The sequence below is a fragment of the Variovorax sp. GW821-FHT09D05 genome (assembly GCF_059416325.1).
The window spans coordinates 463,742-481,859 of the sequence record NZ_JBWKOZ010000007.1 but is presented as its reverse complement, the minus strand read 5'-3'; the positions used below and the strand labels follow the sequence as shown (position 1 = coordinate 481,859).

Below are 18,118 nucleotides of genomic sequence, written 5' to 3'. Positions count from 1 at the left end.
TGCGCCGAGGAGCGCAGACGTAGGAGGGATCAGGGCCGCAGCTGTTTGAGCGAAGCGAGTTCTGCGGACCCCCTCCGGAGTCGAGCACCGCAGGTTGCCCGTAGCGAAGCGAAGGGACGCAGACAGCAGGGTCGCCTTTCTTTTGCCTACTTTTCTTTGGCGAAGCAAAGAAAAGTAGGTCGGCCGCCGGGCCGAGACCCGGCTCCGGGAAGCAAACCAAGTCACAAGCTTTCAAGCCAACACCCACATCACAGTAGCCAACGGAGGCACGCTGATCGAGATCGAATCCGCCTTCCCATGCCAAGCAACAGGAGCGCTTTCGACAATCCCATTGCCAACCCCACTCCCCCCATAAACCGCCCCATCCGTATTGATGATCTCCCGGTAGGAACCCGAAACAGGAACCCCCAACCGATACCCATGCCGAGGCACAGGCGTGAAGTTGCAAACAGCCACAACAAACGCCCCATCCCGCCCCCGCCGTACGAACGCAAACACCGACTGATCCGCATCGTCATGCACGATCCACTCGAACCCCGCCCCGTCATGGTCAAGTTCATGCAACGCAGGAAAGTGCCGATACACGTTGTTCAAGTCGCGCACCAGCCGCCGCACTCCCTGATGAGAGGCATGCTCCAGCAGGTGCCAGTCCAGGCCGCGGTCCGCATTCCACTCCGCGTACTGCGCGAACTCCCCGCCCATGAACAACAACTTCTTGCCGGGATACGCCCAGAGGTACCCGTACAGGTTGCGCAGGCCAGCAAACCTCTGCCACTCGTCCCCGGGCATGCGCCCGATCAGCGAGCCCTTGCCATGCACCACCTCGTCATGCGACAGCGGCAGCACGAAGTTCTCGCTGTGCGCGTACATCAGCCCGAAGGTGATCTGCTGGTGATGGTGCTTGCGATAGACCGGGTCCGTGCCCGCATACGACAGCGTGTCGTTCATCCAGCCCATGTTCCACTTGTAGTGAAACCCCAGCCCGCCGTCTTCCGGCGGACGGGTCACGCCGGGGAAGCTCGTCGACTCCTCGGCCAGCGTCACCGCCCCAGGCCGCTCAATACCCACCACGCGGTTCATGCGCCGCAGGAAGTCGATGGCCTCCAGGTTCTCGCGTCCGCCAAGCACGTTCGGCACCCACTCGCCGGCCTTGCGGCTGTAGTCGCGGTACAGCATCGAAGCCACCGCATCCACGCGCAGGCCGTCCACGCCGTAGCGCTCCAGCCAGTACAGCGCATTGCCGACCAGGTAGTTGCGCACCTCCGTGCGGGCGTAGTTGAAGATCAGCGTCTGCCAGTCGTTGTGGAAGCCCTCGCGCGGGTCGGCGTACTCATACAGCGCCGTGCCGTCGAAGCGGCCGAGGCCGTGCGAATCGGTCGGGAAGTGCGCGGGCACCCAGTCGAGGATCACGCCCAGCCCGGCCGCATGCGCGGCCTCGACGAAATGCCGGAAGTCGCCCGGCGTGCCGAAGCGCGAGGTCGGTGCGTACAGGCCGATCGGCTGGTAGCCCCACGAGCCGTCGAAGGGGTGCTCGGTGATCGGCAGCAGCTCGATGTGCGTGAAGCCCAGGTCGCGCACGTAGGGCACCAGCGTGTCGGCCAGGTCGCGGTAGTCCAGCCATTCATGGCCGTTCTTGCGGCGCCATGAGCCCAGGTGCACTTCGTAGATGCTGATCGGCGCGTGGCGCTCGTTTGCGGCGGCACGGCCTTCGGGCATCTTCACCGGCGCGGGCAGGGGCTGCACCACGCAGGCCGTGTCGGGCCGCAGCTGCGACGAGAACGCGAAGGGGTCGGCCTTGCGCAGCACCTCGCCCTGCGCCGACAGGATCTCGAACTCGTAGCTGTCGCCGACGGTCACGTGCGGCGCGAAGATCTCCCACACGCCGCACTCGCGGCGCAGCCGCATCATGTGGCGCCGGCCGTCCCAGTTGTTGAAGTTGCCGACCACCGACACGCGCCGCGCATTCGGCGCCCAGACCGCGAAGGCCACGCCCTTCACGCCGTCCATCTCGCGGATGTGCGCGCCCAGCCGCTCCCACGGCCGCAGGTGCGTGCCTTCGGCCAGCAGCCAAACATCGGTTTCGCCGAGCACGAACGGAAAGCGATACGGGTCTTCCAGCCGCGAGGTGTGCGCCTCCCAGTCGACCTGGAACGAGTAGCCCATGCGGGCTTCGGCCGCCGGAACCAGCCCGCTGAACAGGTCCGAGCCTTCGTGCCGCGCGAGGATGGCCAGCGGCCAGCCGGTGCGCGAATGCACTACGGCCACGCGCTGCGCGCCGGGTAGCAGCGCGCGCACTTCCAGGCCTTCGGGCCTCTCGTGCGGGCCCAGCACGGCAAACGGATCGCCGTGCTCCGCGCGCATCAGCGCATGGACTTCGGACTCGGGCAGCGGCTTCAAGGGCATGGTGGTCAGCTTCGTCCTTCAACGGCGGGTGTGCCGAAGAAGACGCCGTACGGCGCCAGCGTCAGCATGCGCTTTTCATCCACGGTCTGCATGACGGCGGTGTGCTCAAGCGGCTGTCCGACGAGAGGCATCAGCTCGTCGGGCAACGGCATCGATACCGGCTCGCTCCCTAAGTTGAAGACCGCCCGCAGCGAGAGTTTTCCGTCGCGCCGCTCGAAGTGCAGCAGTGGCTCGGGTGCGTCGATGAAGCGGATGCCACCGGTGCGCAGCAGCGGTTGCGTGCGCCGCCAGTGCAGCAGCGTGCGGCTGAAGGCCAGCATCGACCCAGGGTCCGCGGCCTGTCGTTCGACGGCCAGCGGCAGGTGGGCGCCGTACACCGGCAGCCAGGGCGCGCCGGTGGTGAAGCCGCCGTTCGGCGCTTCGGCGGTCCATGGCATCGGTGTGCGGCAGCCGTCACGGCCCTTGAACTCGGGCCAGAAGGCGCGGCCGTACGGGTCTTGCAGCAGTTCGAACGGCACTTCGGCCTCGGGCAGACCCAGTTCCTCGCCCTGGTAGATGCTCGCGCTGCCGCGCAGCGCCAGCAGCAGCGTCAGCCAGAGCCGGTCGCGGCGCGTGTCGGGTGCGCCGCCGTCGCTCCAGCGCGTGGCGACGCGCGGCACGTCGTGGTTCGACATCGCCCAGCAGCCCCAGCCGTTCGTGGGTTCGAGCGCCTCGTCAAGGGCCTCGACCTGGTGGCGCAGGTGCTTGGGACTGTGGTCGGCCGTCAGCAGGCTGAAGCTGTAGGCCTGGTGCAGGCGCTTGCCGCGGTCGGTGTACTGCGCCATGACGGGAGGCGCGTTCTCGTCGCCGACCTCGCCCAGCGCCACCGCGCCGTAGCCGTCGAGCAGCCGGCGCAGGCTCTCGAGGAACGCCAGGTTCTCGTGCTGGCTCTTGTCGTACAGATGCTGCTGCATCGCATAGGGGTTGTCGGCGCGCACCGTGCTGACTTCGCCTATCGAGGCCAGCGAGGCCGGCGGGTTGTCGCGCAGCTGCGCGTCGTGAAACTGGTGGTTGCAGGCGTCGAAGCGAAAGCCGTCCACGCCGCGCTCGCACCAGAAGCGCACCTCGCCCAGCAGGGCCTCCTGCACTTCGGGGCAATGGAAGTTGAGGTCGGGCTGCTCGGCCAGGAAGCTGTGCAGGTAGTACTGCCGCCGGCGCGAATCCCACTGCCAGGCCGAGCCGCCGAACACCGAGAGCCAGTTGGTGGGCGGCGTGCCGTCGGGCTTGGGGTCGGCCCACACGTACCAGTCGGCCTTGGGGTTGTCGCGGCTCGAGCGGCTCTCGGCGAACCAGGCGTGCTGGTCGGACGTGTGCGACAACACCTGGTCGATGACGAGCTTCAGGCCCAGTTCGTGCATCCGCGCCAGCATGGCGTCGAAGTCGGCCAGCGTGCCGAACATCGGGTCTACGACGCGGTAGTCGGCCACGTCGTAGCCGAAGTCCTTCATCGGCGAACGGAAGAAAGGAGAAACCCAGATGGCGTCGACGCCGAGGCTGGCCACGTGCTCGAGCCGGGACGTGATGCCCGGCAGGTCGCCGATGCCGTCGCCGTCGCTGTCCATGAAGCTGCGCGGGTAGATCTGGTAGATCACCGCACCGCGCCACCATTCGCTGCTGTCGGTATTGCTGCCCATGCCGGTCCCTGTGGTCTGAAATCATTGTGGCATGCGAAATTCGGGCCAGTGATACGCAGGTGCGGGGCGGCGGTGCATGGCGCGAAGACCCGTGAAGCTTTCTACACTGGGCGCCGCTCCCGCTTTTCAAAATGACGACATCAGATTCCGCCTCTTCTTCCCTCGCCGCGCTCGAAGCGCGGCTTGCCCAGGACCTCGAATACCTCGGCTGGCCCGGGCGCAACTGGATGCCTGTGCGGCAGGCTGGCGGTGAACCGATGCTCGACGTGGCCGTCATCGGCGGCGGGCAGGCCGGCCTGGCTGCCTCGGTCGCGCTGGCGCAATTGGGCATTCGCGCGGTGGTGTTCGACCGCTCGCCCGCGGGCAGCGAAGGCCCCTGGGCGACCACGGCGCGCATGGAGACGCTGCGCTCGCCCAAGGAGCTCACCGGCCCCGCGCTGGGCCTGCCGTCGCTCACCTTCCGTGCGTGGTTCGAGGCCCAGTTCGGGCTGGAGGCCTGGACGGCGATGGACAAGATCCCGCGCCTGCAGTGGATGGACTATCTGGTCTGGTACCGCCGCGTGATGGGCGTGGACGTACGCAACAACACGGCCGTAACCGGCATTCATCCGCTGACCGATGCCACCGGCGTGCGCCTCGACCTGCGCACGCCGCAAGGCGAACGCAGCGTGCTGGCGCGCCGGGTCGTCCTCGCCACCGGGCGAGACGGCCTCGGCGGGCCGGCCATTCCCGCTTTCGTCAACGCGCTGCCGCGCTCGAAGTGGGCGCATTCTTCCGACGAAATGGACTACGGCCGGCTCGAGGGCCTGCGCGTGGGCGTGGTCGGCGCGGGCTCTTCAGCCATGGACAGCGCAGGCACCGCGCTGGAGGCCGGCGCGCACAGCGTCGAACTGCTGATCCGCCGGCCCGACCTGCCGCGCGTCAACAAGGGCAAGGGCGCGGGCGTGCCGGGGCTCACGCAGGGCCACTACGACCTGCCCGACGAACTCAAGTGGCGCATCCGCCACTACATCAACGTGGCGAACGTGCCGCCGCCGCATGGCAGCACGCTGCGGGTGTCGGGGCACGCCAATGCCTTCTTCAACTTCGGCTGTCCGATCCTGGCCATCGAGCCGAAGGGCGATTCGATGCGCGTGTCGACGCCGAAGGGCGACTTCGAATTCGACTTCCTCATCGTCTCGACCGGCTTCAAGGTCGACTGGCCCAACCGCCCCGAGTTCGACGGCATCGCCGCCCAGGTGCGCACCTGGAAAGACCGCTTCGTGCCCGCTCCCGGCGACGAAGACCAGGAACTGGCCGACTCGCCCGACCTCGGGCCGGTCTTCGAATTCCAGGAGCGCGTGCCGGGCGAATGCCCGGGGCTCGGACGCATCCACTGCTTCTGCTACCCGGCGGCGCTGTCGCACGGCACGGTGTCGGGCGACATCCCGGCCATCAGCGACGGCGCCAAGCGGCTGGCGAGCGGCATCGCCAGCCTGTTCTACCGCGAAGACTTCGACCACCACTACGCCAACCTCGAGGCCTACGCCGAGCCGGAACTCTTCGGCGACGAATGGACGCCCGCGCTGCCGCCTCAGGAAAGAAACTGAACCATGACAACCAGCACTCCCACTTCCGATGTGATCGATGCCGCCGTCCCGCTGGCGCCAGACCACCCCACCTGGGCGCTTCGGCGCCAGCGCGACAAGGTCGTCGCCGCGACGCAAGGCAGCTACGACGCGATGTTTTCCCCGGCCGTCGAAGGCCTGTCAGTGAGCGAGCGGCTGCTGGTGGCGCTGCATGCCTGCCGCGTGTCGAAGGCGGACAGCCTTGCCGCGCATTACCGCGACCGGCTGGCGGCCGAAGGCGCGGACAGCGCCCTGACGGCGGCGGTGGACGCCGGCAAGCCCGTGGCCGATGCGCGCCTGCAGGCCGTGCTGGCCTTCACCGGCAAGCTGATCGAACGCCCCATCGAGGGCGACAAGGCGGCCGTGCAGTCGCTGGTCGACAGCGGCCTTTCGACGCCCGCCATCGTGGCGATGAGCCAGCTGATCGCCTTCCTGTCGTACCAGATCCGCGTTGCCGCGGGCCTGAAGGCGCTGGCAGCGGTGGAGGTGGCGGCATGACGGCCCCGATCCGCATCAAGGGCTTCACCAACGAGGTGCTGAAGTGGAAGCCGTGGCTCGACACGGTGAACGTCGACACCGCCACGCCGGCGCAACTGGCGGCGCTCGACGAGATGAGCCCGCAGGCGCGCACGTCGCCGTACTTTCTGGTGCTGGCGCATCAGCCCGAGATACTGCTGCAGCGCTCGATTGCCTTCAACGCGATCATGTTCGCGCCGGGCGGCATGCCGCGCGCCGAGCGCGAGCTGGGCGCCACGGTGGAGTCGCGCGTCAATGGTTGCGTTTACTGCGCCTCGGTGCATGCGCAGCGCTTCGAGCAGCTGGCCAAGCGCAACGACGTGATCTCGCAGGTGTTCGAGGAGCCGGCGGGCGCGGGCACCACGGCACGCGAGAAGGCCATCGTCGAGTTTTCGATCCGTCTTGGCGCGGAGCCCGACAAGGTCTCGGCCGACGACGTGCGCGGGTTGAAGGAGGTCGGGCTGACCGAGCTGGAAATACTCGACCTGATTCATTCGGTGGCCATCTTCGCCTGGGCCAACCGGCTGATGCTCAACCTCGGGGAGCCGGTGTTCCCCGAAGCAGACGGTTCATAGGCGCGCGAGCAGCCCGGCGACAGTTTCGTTCGCCAGGCTCAGCGGTTCGAGCAGGTCGTTTTCGCGGCGGAAGTCGACGCCGTTGACCAGCGAGGCTGCATCCACGATGGTGCGGGTCGCGGGCGTCGGCACGCCGGCGATGGCGCCCAGCGCCTCGACGAACGCCAGGCCGTAGGGCATGTCTTCGGTCACGTAGCGGGTGTCGACCTGCGTGGGGCCGGGCGGGCCGCCGCGTTTGGCGTGCAGCTCGGCGGCGATGTCTGCGAGCTTTCCAGACGTGGTGCCGAAGGAGCGCGCGAAATGCGCCTCGATGGGGCCGAGCTCGATGCCGAAGGCTGCCGCCACGGCGCGGCGTTCCTGGTCAAGTGCCTCGATCGCGCGCGACACCCCGGGCGTCATGCAGTGGTACTGCGGCCAGTTCTCGGCGCGCTCGATGCGGGTCCAGTTGAAGACCGCGAGCGGGCCGTGCGACTGCGGATTGACGTTGGCCAGGGCGCTGGCAAGGGCGCCGTCCTGCGCGGAGAAGCCGTCGCCGAAGAGGGCGGTGCACAGCGCGACGGCTTCGCCGACTTTTGAGCCGGGCAGGGCGGAGACGCCGACGGCCTTGCGTCGCGTCATCACCCTGACCTGCGTGCCCGATTCGCGGCGCGCGGTCAGAACGGTCGTGCCGAAGCTGGCGACAGTGATCTGCCGGCCGGCGCGGCGGGCTGCTTCATGGAGATAGAGCGACGACAGCGAGGCCATCGAGCTGACGATCACGGTCTGGCCGTCGCGCAGGCAGGGGAGCAGAGCGTCCATCACGCGCTTGTGGCCGTTGACCGGCAGGGCCAGCAGCAGCACATCCGAGGCCGCGCTCAGCCCGGCCGCGTCGTCGGCAACCTCGACGGTCACTGAAAACGACTGGATGCCGCTGGCCTCCAGTGCCTGCGTGCGCAAGGCTTCTGCTCCCTGGCCACCCGGCGACCACACGGTGACGCCGTGGCCCGCCTGTCGCAGCCAAGCCGCGCTGGCCAGCGCGATTGCCCCGGTGCCCGCGATGCCGACGCGGTACTTCTTGCCCGAAAACTCAGTCAACCTTGATCCCGCCCTGCTTGATCACCTTCGCCCAGCGCTGGCTGTCTTCCGTCACGACCTTGCCCAGGGCAGCCGGGCCGCCACAGGTATTCACCGCGCCCAACTGGGCGAAGCGCTGCTTCGTCTCCGGCAGGTTGCACACCTCGAGCAGCGCCGCCGACAGCTTCTCGACGCTCGCCGCCGGCATGCGCGCGGGCGCCATCACGCCGACCCAGACCGGCACTTCCATTCCCGGCAGGCCGGTGGCCTCGCCGATGGTGGGGGCCAAACCCATGCTGGGAAGGGAAACCCGGGAGAAGGTGCCGAGCACGCGCGCCTTGCCGCTGGCGACCATGGGTTCGATCGAGGCCACGCTGGTAACGATGGTCGCCACCTGCCCGCCCAGCAGGTCCGTCATGGCGGGCGCGGCGCCCCGGTAGGGCACGTGCAGCAGGTTCGTGCCGCTCGCCTGCGCCAGTAGCGCCCCGGTCAGGTGCGAGACGGTGCCGTTGCCGGTCGAGGCATAGGTCACCTGGCCCGGCTTGGCCTTGGCGTCGCGCAGCACGTCGGCCACCGTCTTGTAGGGGCTCTCGGTGCGCACGGACAGCGTCATCGGCGTGTCGGCCACCAGGGCCACCGGCACCAGCTCGTGCACCGGGTCGTAGGGGAGCTTGGGCTGCAGGTGGGGGGCGATCGTGATCGCACCGCCGGTGGCCAGCAGCACCGTAGCCCCGTCGGTTGCCTTGGCCACCGCGTCGGCGGCCACGATGCCGCCAGCGCCGGCCTTGTTGTCGATGATGACGGGCTGGCCGAGCTTGTCGGTGAGCTTGGCGCCCAGGTAGCGCGCAATCACGTCCTGCGCGCCGCCGGTGGCGAAGGGCACGACGATGCGCAGGGGCTTGTCGTTCTGCTGGGCCCACAGGGGCGTGGCGGCGAGGCCGACGGCGGCCGCTAGGCCCAGGGCGAGGTGTTTCAGGCGCAGTTTCATGGTGTTCCAGGCGGTGCGAAAAACCTGCCGGACGGCAGGCGTTACCCGCGCAACACGCAGGTTACGTGCCCCGAGTCTAGAGTCTGCCGGCCGGGGCTTTCGCCCGGGCGCGATAATCCCGCGTTCCCGGCCGCTCCGAGCCGGGCTCTTGCCGAACCGCCATGAATCCCAGCTACAAACCCAGCGACGTCGAGTCCGCTGCCCAGGCGCAATGGAGCGCCGCCGATGCCTACCGCGTCACCGAGGACACGAGCCGCAAGAAGTACTACGCCTGCTCGATGCTGCCGTACCCCAGCGGCAAGCTGCACATGGGCCATGTGCGCAACTACACGATCAACGACATGCTCACGCGCCACCTGCGCATGAGCGGCTACAACGTGCTGATGCCCATGGGCTGGGACGCCTTCGGCCTGCCGGCCGAGAACGCGGCGCTGAAGAACGGTGTGCCGCCGGCCAAGTGGACCTACGAGAACATCGCCTACATGAAGGGCCAGCTCCAGGCCATGGGCCTGGCCATCGACTGGAGCCGCGAGATCGCCACCTGCGATCCCAGCTACTACAAGTGGAACCAGTGGCTGTTCCTGAAGATGCTCGAAAAGGGCATTGCCTATCGCAAGACCCAGGTCGTCAACTGGGACCCGGTCGACCAGACCGTGCTGGCCAACGAGCAGGTGATCGACGGCAAGGGCTGGCGCACCGGCGCCACGGTCGAGCGCCGCGAGATCCCGGGCTACTACCTGAAGATCAGCGACTACGCCGAGGAACTGCTCGAACACACCCAGCACAAGCTGCCGGGCTGGCCCGAGCGCGTCAAGCTGATGCAGGAAAACTGGATCGGCAAGAGCGAGGGCCTGCGCTTCGCCTTCACGCATGACATCAAGGACGCGAGCGGCAAGCTGATCCAGGACGGCCGCATGTACGTGTTCACCACGCGCGCCGACACCATCATGGGCGTGACCTTCTGCGCCGTGGCGCCCGAGCATCCGCTGGCCGCGCATGCCGCCACGCTCGACCCCAAGGTCGCGGCCTTCATCGAGGAGTGCAAGAGCGGCGGCACCACCGAGGCCGAACTCGCCACGCAAGAGAAGAAGGGCGTGCCCACCGGCCTGACCGTCAAGCACCCGATCACCGAGGAGCAGGTGCCCGTGTGGGTCGGCAACTACGTGCTGATCGGCTACGGCGACGGCGCCGTGATGGGCGTGCCCGCGCACGACGAGCGCGACTTCGCCTTCGCCAACAAGTACGGCATCGAGATCATCCAGGTGGTGCTGGTCGACGACGAGCCGCACTTCGACTATCACAAGTGGCAGGACTGGTACGCCGACAAGCAGCGCGGCGTGACCATCAATTCCGACAACTTCAGCGGCATGTCGTACAAGGAGGCCGTGGCTGCCGTGGCGCATGCGCTGGGCCAGAAGGACCTGGGCGAGCTGCAGACCACCTGGCGCCTGCGCGACTGGGGCGTGAGCCGCCAGCGCTACTGGGGCACGCCGATCCCGATCATCCATTGCGACGAACACGGCGCAGTGCCGGTGCCCGAGAAAGACCTGCCCGTGGTGCTGCCCACCGACTGCGTGCCGGACGGCTCGGGCAACCCGCTGCACAAGCACGAAGGCTTCCACGCCGGCGTGGTCTGCCCTGTCTGCGGCAAGCCCGCGCGGCGCGAGACCGACACGATGGACACCTTCGTCGATTCGTCGTGGTACTTCATGCGCTACTGCGACCCGAAGAACGAAGAGGCGATGGTGGCCGGCGGCGCCGACTACTGGATGCCGATGGACCAGTACATCGGCGGCATCGAGCACGCGATTCTTCACCTGCTGTACGCGCGCTTCTGGACCAAGGTGATGCGCGACCTTGGCCTCGTGAAGGCCGACGAGCCCTTCAGCAAGCTGCTCACCCAGGGCATGGTGCTCAACCACATCTTCTACAAGCGCAATGAAAAGGGCGGCAAGGACTACTTCCCGCCCAGCGAAGTCGCGACGGTGCTCGATGCGCAGGGCCGCATCACCGGCGGCACCACCGCCGACGGCACGAAGGTCGAGTACGGCGGCGTAGGCAAGATGGGCAAGAGCGAACGCAACGGCGTCGACCCGCAGGACCTGATCGAGAAATACGGCGCCGACACCGCGCGCCTGTACACCATGTTCACCGCGCCGCCCGAAGCCACGCTCGAGTGGAACGACGCGGCCGTCGAGGGCAGCTACCGCTTCCTGCGCCGGGTGTGGAATTTCGGCGTGGCGCAGGCGGAACAGCCTGTGACCCTGGGAGGGCCGCCAACATACGGCAAGAATGCACAGGCGTTGCGCCGCGAGGTACACACCGTGCTGCGCCAGATCGACTACGACTACCAGCGCATGCAATACAACACGGTGGTGTCGGGCGCGATGAAGCTGCTCAACGCGCTGGAAGGCTTCAAGCCCGACGGCAGCGCGGGCGACGCGGCCGCGATGCGCGAGGGCTTCGGCATCCTGCTGCGCTGCCTTTACCCGGCCACGCCGCACATCGCCCAGCAGCTGTGGAACGAACTCGGCTACGACAAGGACCTGGGCGGCCTGCTCGACGCGCCCTGGCCCGCGGTCGACGTCGGTGCGCTGGTGCAGGACGAGATCGAGCTCATGCTGCAGGTCAACGGCAAGCTGCGCGGCAAGCTCAGCGTGCCGGCCGGCGCATCGAAGGACGAGATCGAGAAGCTCGCGCTCGCCTGCGATGATTTCGTCAACTTCGCCGAAGGCGCGCCGCCCAAGCGCGTGATCGTGGTTCCCGGCCGTCTGGTCAACGTGGTTCTTTGAACGACTCAAGCATGAACACTCGCAATGTCTCGCTGCCGCGCCGCGGCTTTCTTCTTGGACTGACGGCGGCGGGCGCTTCGCTCGGCCTGGCCGGTTGCGGTTTCGAGCTGCGCAAGGCGCCTGTCTTCGCGTTCAAGACGCTGCAGGTGTCGGGCAACTCGGCCATGATCAACCAGATCCGGCGTGAGCTGCGGGCAACTGGCACCGTGACGGTGGTGACGCCCGACACGTCCACCGCCGGTGGTTCGTCTCCGGCGCCGGCCGCCGACGTGGTGCTGGAGATCCTGGGCGAAGACCGCAACCGCATCGTGATCTCGACCAATTCGGCCGGCCTGGTGCGCGAGCTGCAGCTTCAGCTGAAGGTGCGCTTCCGCCTGCGCACGCCGGGCGGCAAAGACCTGCTGCCGGCCACCGACGTCTCGCAGACGCGCGACCTGAGCTTCAACGAAACCAACGCGCTGGCCAAGGAAGGCGAAGCCGACCTGCTGTTCCGCGACATGCAGTCGGACATCGCGCAGCAGCTGATGCGCCGCCTGGCGGCCGTCAAGGAACTCTGAGCCTGCGCGCTCCGGCCATTCCATTTCCATGCAACTTGCCAGCGCCCAGCTCGGAGCCCACCTGCAGAAGGGCCTGAAGCCGCTCTACACGATCCACGGCGACGAGCCGCTGCTCGCGCAGGAAGCGGCCGACGCCATCCGCACCGCCGCGCGCGCGCAGGGTTACACCGAGCGCAGCTCTTACACCGTGGCCGGCGCGCACTTCGACTGGAGCGCGGTGCTCGCGGCCGGGGGCTCGCTCTCGCTGTTCGCAGACAAGCAGATCGTCGAGATCCGCATCCCCTCGGGCAAGCCCGGCAAGGACGGCAGCGCGGCCCTTCAGCAGATGGCCGAGTCCGCGCCCGGTAACGACAGCACGCTCACGCTGGTGATGCTGCCGCGGCTGGACAAGGCCACGCGCACCGGCGCCTGGTTCTCGGCGCTGGAGAACAACGGCGCGAGCATCCAGGTCGACCCGATCGAGCGCAGCGCGCTGCCGCAATGGATCGCGCAGCGCCTGGGCCAGCAGGGCCAGCGCGTGATGCCCGGCGACGAAGGCCAGCGCACGCTGCAGTTCTTTGCCGATCGCGTGGAGGGCAACCTGCTCGCCGCGCACCAGGAAATCCAGAAGCTCGCGCTGCTGCATCCGGCCGGCGAGCTGAGCTGGGAGCAGGTCGAAGGTGCGGTCAACAACGTGGCTCGCTACGACGTGTTCAAGCTGTCCGAAGCCGTGCTGGCCGGCAATCCGCAGCGCGTGGCGCGCATGCTCGATGGCCTGCAGGCCGAGGGCGAGGCCGAGGTGCTGGTGCACTACACGATTGCCGAGGACATCCGCGCGCTCAAGCGTGTGAAGGACGCCATGGCCTCGGGACGCCCGCTGCCGATGGCGCTGCGCGAGAACCGCATCTGGGGCCCGCGCGAGCGCGCCTTCGAGCGCGTGCTGCCGCGGCTGGACGACCGCATGCTGACCCGGCTGCTGCGTGCGGCGCATGTGGTGGACGGCATCGTGAAGGGGCTGAAGCAGCCCGACTGGCCCGCCAGCGGCTGGCAGGCCCTGCAGCGGCTGGCGCTGATGCTGTGCCGCGCCTGCAGCAGCGCGGCGACCGCTCCGCGACGCGCCTGACTCGGCTCGCGCACGATGGCTCCAGCCATCAAAAGGCCCGTGTAAGCCGGGTCACAGGTCGGCGTGGGAAAATGAAAGCATGAACGCGTTCAACGTCAGCGAGCACATGCAGACCCTGGGTCTGCAAGCCAAAGCCGCTGCATTCCTCATGGCCCGTGCGGATGCAGCTACCAAAAACATAGCATTGAAGGCGCTGGCCCGGCGTCTGCGCGAAGCCGGCCCGGTGCTGGCGGTCGCCAATCAGAAGGACCTGGAACGCGCCACCGCCGCCGGCCTCTCGGCGCCGATGGTCGATCGTCTCAAGCTCACGCCCAAGGTCATCGAGACCGTGGCCATCGGCTGCGAACAGCTTGCCGGCATGGCCGACGTCATCGGCGAAATCATCGGCATGAAGCAGCAGCCCAGCGGCATCCGCGTGGGCCAGATGCGCGTGCCGATCGGCGTCTTCGGCATGATCTACGAGAGCCGGCCCAACGTGACCATCGAGGCTGCGAGCCTTGCCATCAAGAGCGGCAACGCGGCCATCCTGCGCGGCGGCTCGGAAGCCATCGAGTCGAACAAGGCGCTGGCGCTGCTGGTGTCCGAGGCACTGGCCGAAGCCGGCCTGCCGGTCGAAGCGGTGCAACTGGTGCAGACTACAGACCGCGAGGCCGTCGGCCAACTCATCGCCATGCCCGAGTTCGTCGACGTGATCATTCCGCGTGGCGGCAAGGGGCTGATCGAGCGCATCAGCCGCGACGCCAAGGTGCCGGTCATCAAGCACCTGGACGGCAACTGCCACGTCTACGTGGACGACACGGCCGAGTTCGACATGGCGCTGCGCATCGTCGACAACGCCAAGACCCAGAAGTACAGCCCCTGCAACGCCGCCGAAGGCCTGCTGGTGTCGGCGTCGGTGGCCGACGACTTCCTGCCCGAGATCGCCGCCATCTTCGCGGCCAAGGGTGTGGAAATGCGCTGCGACCCGGCCGCTGCCGCCATCCTGCGCGCCGACGAGGCGCTCGATCCGAAGGCCCGGGTGGTCGATGCGGTCGAGTCCGACTGGTCCGAGGAATACCTGGCCGCCGTCATCAGCATCAAGGTGGTGGCCGGCGTGGACGAGGCCATCGCGCACATCAACCGCTATTCGAGCCACCACACCGACGCCATCGTCACGCGCGACCACGTGCATGCGCAACGCTTCCTGCGCGAGGTCGATTCGGCCAGCGTGATGGTCAATGCGAGCACACGCTTCGCGGATGGCTTCGAGTTCGGGCTGGGCGCCGAAATCGGCATCAGCACCGACAAGTTCCACGCCCGCGGTCCGGTGGGCATCGAAGGACTGACCTCGCTCAAGTACGTGGTGCTGGGGCAGGGCGAAGTCCGGACCTGATCCGATGCGCCCGCGTGCGGTCTTGTCATTGGGGCGGCCATCCCCAAATCCTACAATTCCGCTCCACCTTTAAGCACAAAACCAACAAGGCCGCCGCATGGTTCCGCATCTCGTCACCGCCCTGACCGGCCCGATCAACGAACTGGAGCAGCGGGTGCTCGACTCGATGCCCGCCATCGAGCGCTGGTTCCGGCTCGAGTGGATGGAGCACACGCCGCCGTTCTATAGCGCCGTCGACATCCGCAACGCCGGCTTCAAGCTGGCCCCGGTCGACACCAACCTCTTTCCGGGCGGCTGGAACAATCTCACCAAGGAGATGCTGCCGCTGGCGGTGCAGGCTGCTCAGGCGGCCATCGAGAAGATCTGTCCGGAAGCGCGCAACCTGCTCGTCATTCCGGAAAATCACTCCAAAAATACCTTTTATCTCGCCAACGTCGCGCAACTGGTGCGCATCTTTCACATGGCGGGGCTCAATGTGCGCATCGGGTCGATCGACCCGGCCATCAAGTCGCCCAAGAAGATCGAACTGCCGAACGGCGAGACCGTGACGCTCGAGCCGGTGGTGCGCAGCAAGCGCCGATTGGGGCTGAAGAACTTCGATCCCTGCACAATTTTGCTCAACAATGAGCTTTCTGCGGGAACGCCCGGCATCCTCGAAGACCTGCATGAGCAGTATCTGCTGCCGCCGCTGCACGCAGGCTGGTCGGTGCGCCGCAAGAGCAACCACCTGCACAGCTACGAGGAGCTGTCCAAGCGCCTCGGCAAGCTGCTGGGCATCGACCCGTGGCTCATCAACCCGATCTATGCGCGCGCCGAAGGCGTGGACGTGGCCGAGGGCCGCGGCATCGACGTGCTGACCAGCCATGTGGATGCGGTGCTGACCAAGGTGCGCCGCAAGTACAAGGAATACGGCATCAACGAGAAGCCCTTCGTGGTCGTCAAGGGCGGCCACAGCGGCAGCGGCAGCCCGGGCGTGGTGACGGTGCGCGATGCCAAGGACGTCGAGGCGCTGATCGGCAAGCCGCGCGGCACCGCCAGCAGCGCCCCGGCCGGCAAGACCGGCGCCGGCCGCGAGCTGCGCGAACCCACCGAGCTGATCGTCCAGGAAGGCGTGCTCACCAACGAGCGCGTGCACAACGGCGTGGCCGAGCCGGTGGTCTACATGATGGATCGCTACGTTGTCGGCGGTTTTTACCGCGTGCATGCCGAGCGCGCCGCCGACGAAAACCTCAAGCTGCCGGGCGCGAGCTTCGTGCCGCTGGCTTTTTCTGAAAGTGCGCACTTGCCACAGCCCGGCGCCAAGCCTGGCGCCAGCGCGCCCAACCGCTTCTACATGTATGGCGTGGTCGGCCGGCTGGCCATGGTGGCCGCCAGCTACGAGATGGAAGCGACCGATCCGGACGCCGAAATCTACGAATGATTGCCGGGGGCGGCTTGTGGCGGCTTGCGCCGACCACAAGCAACGGCAAAATAGCGGCCCCACAGCAACGGAAACAAAAGGGCGGGAGGGTGACGCAGGTGGACTAAAGTTCACACTTGCCTCGCCCCGGCGTGTCTGACGCGTCGATTCCAGCAGCCTGCCCTTTTCCCATCGACTTCGTGTCAGCCCCCAAAAATCTCTCAGCCGGCCTCATCGTCGGCGCCATCGGCGTCGTCTATGGCGACATCGGCACCAGCGTGCTGTATGCCGTCAAGGAAGTGTTCGGCCACGGCCACGTGCCGTTCACCGTCGAGAACGTCTACGGCATCCTCTCGATGTTCTTCTGGACGCTCACCGTCATCGTCTCCATCAAGTACGTCGTGCTCGTGCTGCGGGCCGACAACGAAGGCGAGGGCGGCCTCGTTGCCATGCTGGCGCTGGCCTCCCGCGCGGTGGCCGACAAGCCCAGGCTGCGCCACCTGCTGCTGGTGGTCGGCATCTTCGGCACTTCGCTCTTCTACGGCGACGGGGTCATCACCCCGGCCATCTCGGTGCTCTCGGCGGTCGAGGGCCTGGAAGTGGTGTCGCCGCACTTCACGCACTACGTGATCCCGCTCACGCTGGTCGTGCTGTTCTGCCTCTTCGTGGTGCAGAAGCGCGGCACGGCGGGCATCGGCAAGTTCTTCGGGCCGATCACGCTCGTGTGGTTCCTGGCGATTGCCGTGCTTGGCGTGTCGCAGATCCTGCACCACCCCGAGATCCTGAAGGCGCTGAACCCGTTCTATGCGCTGAAGTTCATGTGGGACAACCCGGGCACCAGCTTCATCCTGCTGGGCGCCACCGTGCTGTGCGTGACCGGTGCCGAGGCGCTGTACGCCGACCTGGGCCACTTCGGCAAGAGCCCGATCCGCATTGCGTGGTTCTCGGTCGTGATGCCGGCGCTGACGCTCAACTACTTCGGCCAGGGAGCGCTGCTGCTGGAGAACCCCGAGGCGGTGAAGAACCCGTTCTTCATGATGGCGCCCGAATGGGCGCTCATTCCGCTGGTGCTGCTGGCCACGGCGGCCACGGTGATCGCGTCGCAAGCCCTCATCACGGGCGCCTTCAGCGTCACGCGTCAGGTCATCCAGCTGGGCTACCTGCCGCGCCTGAACATCGAGCACACCAGCGTGCGCACGGCGGGCCAGATCTACATTCCGCTGGTCAACTGGGGCCTGTTCGTGGCCATCGTTCTGGCGGTGGTCATGTTCCGCTCGTCGAGCAGCCTGGCCGCGGCCTACGGCATTGCCGTGACCACCGACATGCTGATCACCACGGTGCTGACCTTCTTCGTGATCCGCTACGCGTGGAAGCTTCCGCTGGCGCTGTGCATCGCATCGACAGCGGTCTTCTTCGTGGTCGACTTCCTGTTCTTCGCGTCGAACCTGCTCAAGCTGTTCGAGGGCGGCTGGTTCCCGCTGCTGATCGGCGGCTTCGTCTTCACGCTGATGATGACGTGGAAGGAAGGGCGCCGCCTGATGGGCGAGGCGCAGCATGCCGACGCGATCGACCTGAAGTCCTTTCTCGACTCGGTGTTCGTGAGCCCGCCGGCGCGTGTCGACGGCACGGCGGTGTTCCTCACGGCCGAGCCGGGCACCGTGCCGAATGCGTTGCTGCACAACCTGAAGCACAACAAGGTGCTGCACGAGCAGAACATGTTCGTCACCGTGCGCAACCACGAGGTGCCGTGGATTCCGATGGACAAGCGCATCGAGATCGAGGCGCTCGGCCACCACTGCTGGCAGATCATCGTGCACTACGGCTTCAAGAACGACATTGACCTGCCGCGCGCGCTCGAAAACGCGCGCATGCGCGGCTGCCAGCTGGAGCCGATGACGACCAGCTACTTCCTGTCGCGCGACGTCGTGATTCCGACGCTCGGCAGCGGCATGGCGCCGTGGCGCGAGAAGCTGTTCGCGCAGATGCACCACAACGCGAGCGGGGCGGCGGCGTTCCTGGGGCTGCCGAACAATGCAGTGGTGGAGCTGGGGTCGAAGATCGAGATCTGAGGCTCAGGCAGG

At 67.3% G+C, this 18,118-nt stretch carries 13 protein-coding genes; 9 read left to right on the top strand and 4 right to left on the bottom strand.

Translation table 11 applies throughout. The annotated features are described in order from the left end of the window. Positions 1–231 precede the first annotated feature (231 nt). On the bottom strand, positions 232–2,403 hold the full coding sequence (gene glgB, locus AC07O3_RS21465) for a 1,4-alpha-glucan branching protein GlgB (protein WP_495340294.1): 2,172 nt from the start codon (positions 2,401–2,403) through the stop codon (positions 232–234). A gap of 5 nt (positions 2,404–2,408) precedes the next feature. After that, positions 2,409–4,076, bottom strand: coding sequence for an alpha-glucosidase (locus AC07O3_RS21460; protein ID WP_495340293.1), 1,668 nt, complete (start codon positions 4,074–4,076; stop codon positions 2,409–2,411). A gap of 131 nt (positions 4,077–4,207) precedes the next feature. Between AC07O3_RS21460 and AC07O3_RS21455 the strand changes: the two genes are divergently transcribed. The 3 genes from AC07O3_RS21455 to AC07O3_RS21445 are packed head-to-tail and all read left to right on the top strand — an operon-like array spanning position 4,208 to position 6,774. Next, positions 4,208–5,665 (top strand): NAD(P)-binding domain-containing protein, encoded by a 1,458-nt coding sequence (locus AC07O3_RS21455; RefSeq protein WP_495340292.1) that lies wholly within the window; start codon positions 4,208–4,210, stop codon positions 5,663–5,665. 3 nt (positions 5,666–5,668) lie between these two features. After that, complete coding sequence (locus tag AC07O3_RS21450) at positions 5,669–6,181, top strand: CMD domain-containing protein (protein WP_093054008.1); 513 nt, start codon at positions 5,669–5,671, stop codon at positions 6,179–6,181. After that, a complete protein-coding gene (locus AC07O3_RS21445; protein WP_093054010.1) occupies positions 6,178–6,774 on the top strand; it encodes a peroxidase-related enzyme in 597 nt (198 codons plus the stop codon). Before AC07O3_RS21450 ends, AC07O3_RS21445 begins: the two co-directional genes overlap by 4 nt. Here AC07O3_RS21445 and AC07O3_RS21440 read toward each other — a convergent pair. Together AC07O3_RS21440 and AC07O3_RS21435 are read right to left on the bottom strand one after the other, a co-directional pair. Next, positions 6,769–7,848, bottom strand: a complete 1,080-nt coding sequence (locus AC07O3_RS21440; protein ID WP_495340291.1) for an NAD/NADP octopine/nopaline dehydrogenase family protein — start codon at positions 7,846–7,848, stop codon at positions 6,769–6,771. The two genes, AC07O3_RS21445 and AC07O3_RS21440, sit on opposite strands and share 6 nt — an antisense overlap. Next, the gene (locus AC07O3_RS21435; RefSeq protein ID WP_495340290.1) at positions 7,841–8,815 is read right to left on the bottom strand and encodes a Bug family tripartite tricarboxylate transporter substrate binding protein; all 975 of its coding nucleotides are present in this window, start codon (positions 8,813–8,815) and stop codon (positions 7,841–7,843) included. The genes AC07O3_RS21440 and AC07O3_RS21435 overlap by 8 nt, the downstream gene beginning before the upstream one ends. Positions 8,816–8,976: 161 nt before the next feature. On the opposite strand from AC07O3_RS21435, the gene leuS reads away from it, so the two are divergent. From leuS to AC07O3_RS21405, 6 genes are all read left to right on the top strand, one after another. After that, a complete protein-coding gene (gene leuS / locus AC07O3_RS21430) occupies positions 8,977–11,607 on the top strand; it encodes a leucine--tRNA ligase (RefSeq protein WP_093054016.1) in 2,631 nt (876 codons plus the stop codon). An 11-nt stretch (positions 11,608–11,618) separates the two neighbouring features. Further along, positions 11,619–12,164: an LPS-assembly lipoprotein LptE gene (locus AC07O3_RS21425; protein ID WP_495340289.1), complete on the top strand. Its 546-nt coding sequence runs from the start codon at positions 11,619–11,621 to the stop codon at positions 12,162–12,164. A 28-nt stretch (positions 12,165–12,192) separates the two neighbouring features. Further along, on the top strand, positions 12,193–13,266 hold the full coding sequence (gene holA / locus AC07O3_RS21420) for a DNA polymerase III subunit delta (protein ID WP_093054020.1): 1,074 nt from the start codon (positions 12,193–12,195) through the stop codon (positions 13,264–13,266). Positions 13,267–13,345: 79 nt separating this feature from the next. Then, the gene (locus tag AC07O3_RS21415) at positions 13,346–14,638 is read left to right on the top strand and encodes a glutamate-5-semialdehyde dehydrogenase (protein WP_354337128.1); all 1,293 of its coding nucleotides are present in this window, start codon (positions 13,346–13,348) and stop codon (positions 14,636–14,638) included. A 97-nt stretch (positions 14,639–14,735) separates the two neighbouring features. Beyond that, complete coding sequence (gene gshA, locus AC07O3_RS21410; protein WP_093054024.1) at positions 14,736–16,058, top strand: glutamate--cysteine ligase; 1,323 nt, start codon at positions 14,736–14,738, stop codon at positions 16,056–16,058. Positions 16,059–16,237: 179 nt separating this feature from the next. Next, a complete protein-coding gene (locus AC07O3_RS21405; protein WP_093054026.1) occupies positions 16,238–18,106 on the top strand; it encodes a potassium transporter Kup in 1,869 nt (622 codons plus the stop codon). The last annotated feature ends 12 nt before the right edge of the window (positions 18,107–18,118 follow it).

Coding starts and splice junctions, on each gene's coding strand:
- glgB (WP_495340294.1), bottom strand. CDS start 2,403: ATGCCCTTGAAGCCGCTGCCCGAGTCCGAAGTCCATGCGCTGATGCGC.
- AC07O3_RS21460 (WP_495340293.1), bottom strand. CDS start 4,076: ATGGGCAGCAATACCGACAGCAGCGAATGGTGGCGCGGTGCGGTGATC.
- AC07O3_RS21455 (WP_495340292.1), top strand. CDS start 4,208: ATGACGACATCAGATTCCGCCTCTTCTTCCCTCGCCGCGCTCGAAGCG.
- AC07O3_RS21450 (WP_093054008.1), top strand. CDS start 5,669: ATGACAACCAGCACTCCCACTTCCGATGTGATCGATGCCGCCGTCCCG.
- AC07O3_RS21445 (WP_093054010.1), top strand. CDS start 6,178: ATGACGGCCCCGATCCGCATCAAGGGCTTCACCAACGAGGTGCTGAAG.
- AC07O3_RS21435 (WP_495340290.1), bottom strand. CDS start 8,815: ATGAAACTGCGCCTGAAACACCTCGCCCTGGGCCTAGCGGCCGCCGTC.
- leuS (WP_093054016.1), top strand. CDS start 8,977: ATGAATCCCAGCTACAAACCCAGCGACGTCGAGTCCGCTGCCCAGGCG.
- AC07O3_RS21425 (WP_495340289.1), top strand. CDS start 11,619: ATGAACACTCGCAATGTCTCGCTGCCGCGCCGCGGCTTTCTTCTTGGA.
- holA (WP_093054020.1), top strand. CDS start 12,193: ATGCAACTTGCCAGCGCCCAGCTCGGAGCCCACCTGCAGAAGGGCCTG.
- AC07O3_RS21415 (WP_354337128.1), top strand. CDS start 13,346: ATGAACGCGTTCAACGTCAGCGAGCACATGCAGACCCTGGGTCTGCAA.
- gshA (WP_093054024.1), top strand. CDS start 14,736: ATGGTTCCGCATCTCGTCACCGCCCTGACCGGCCCGATCAACGAACTG.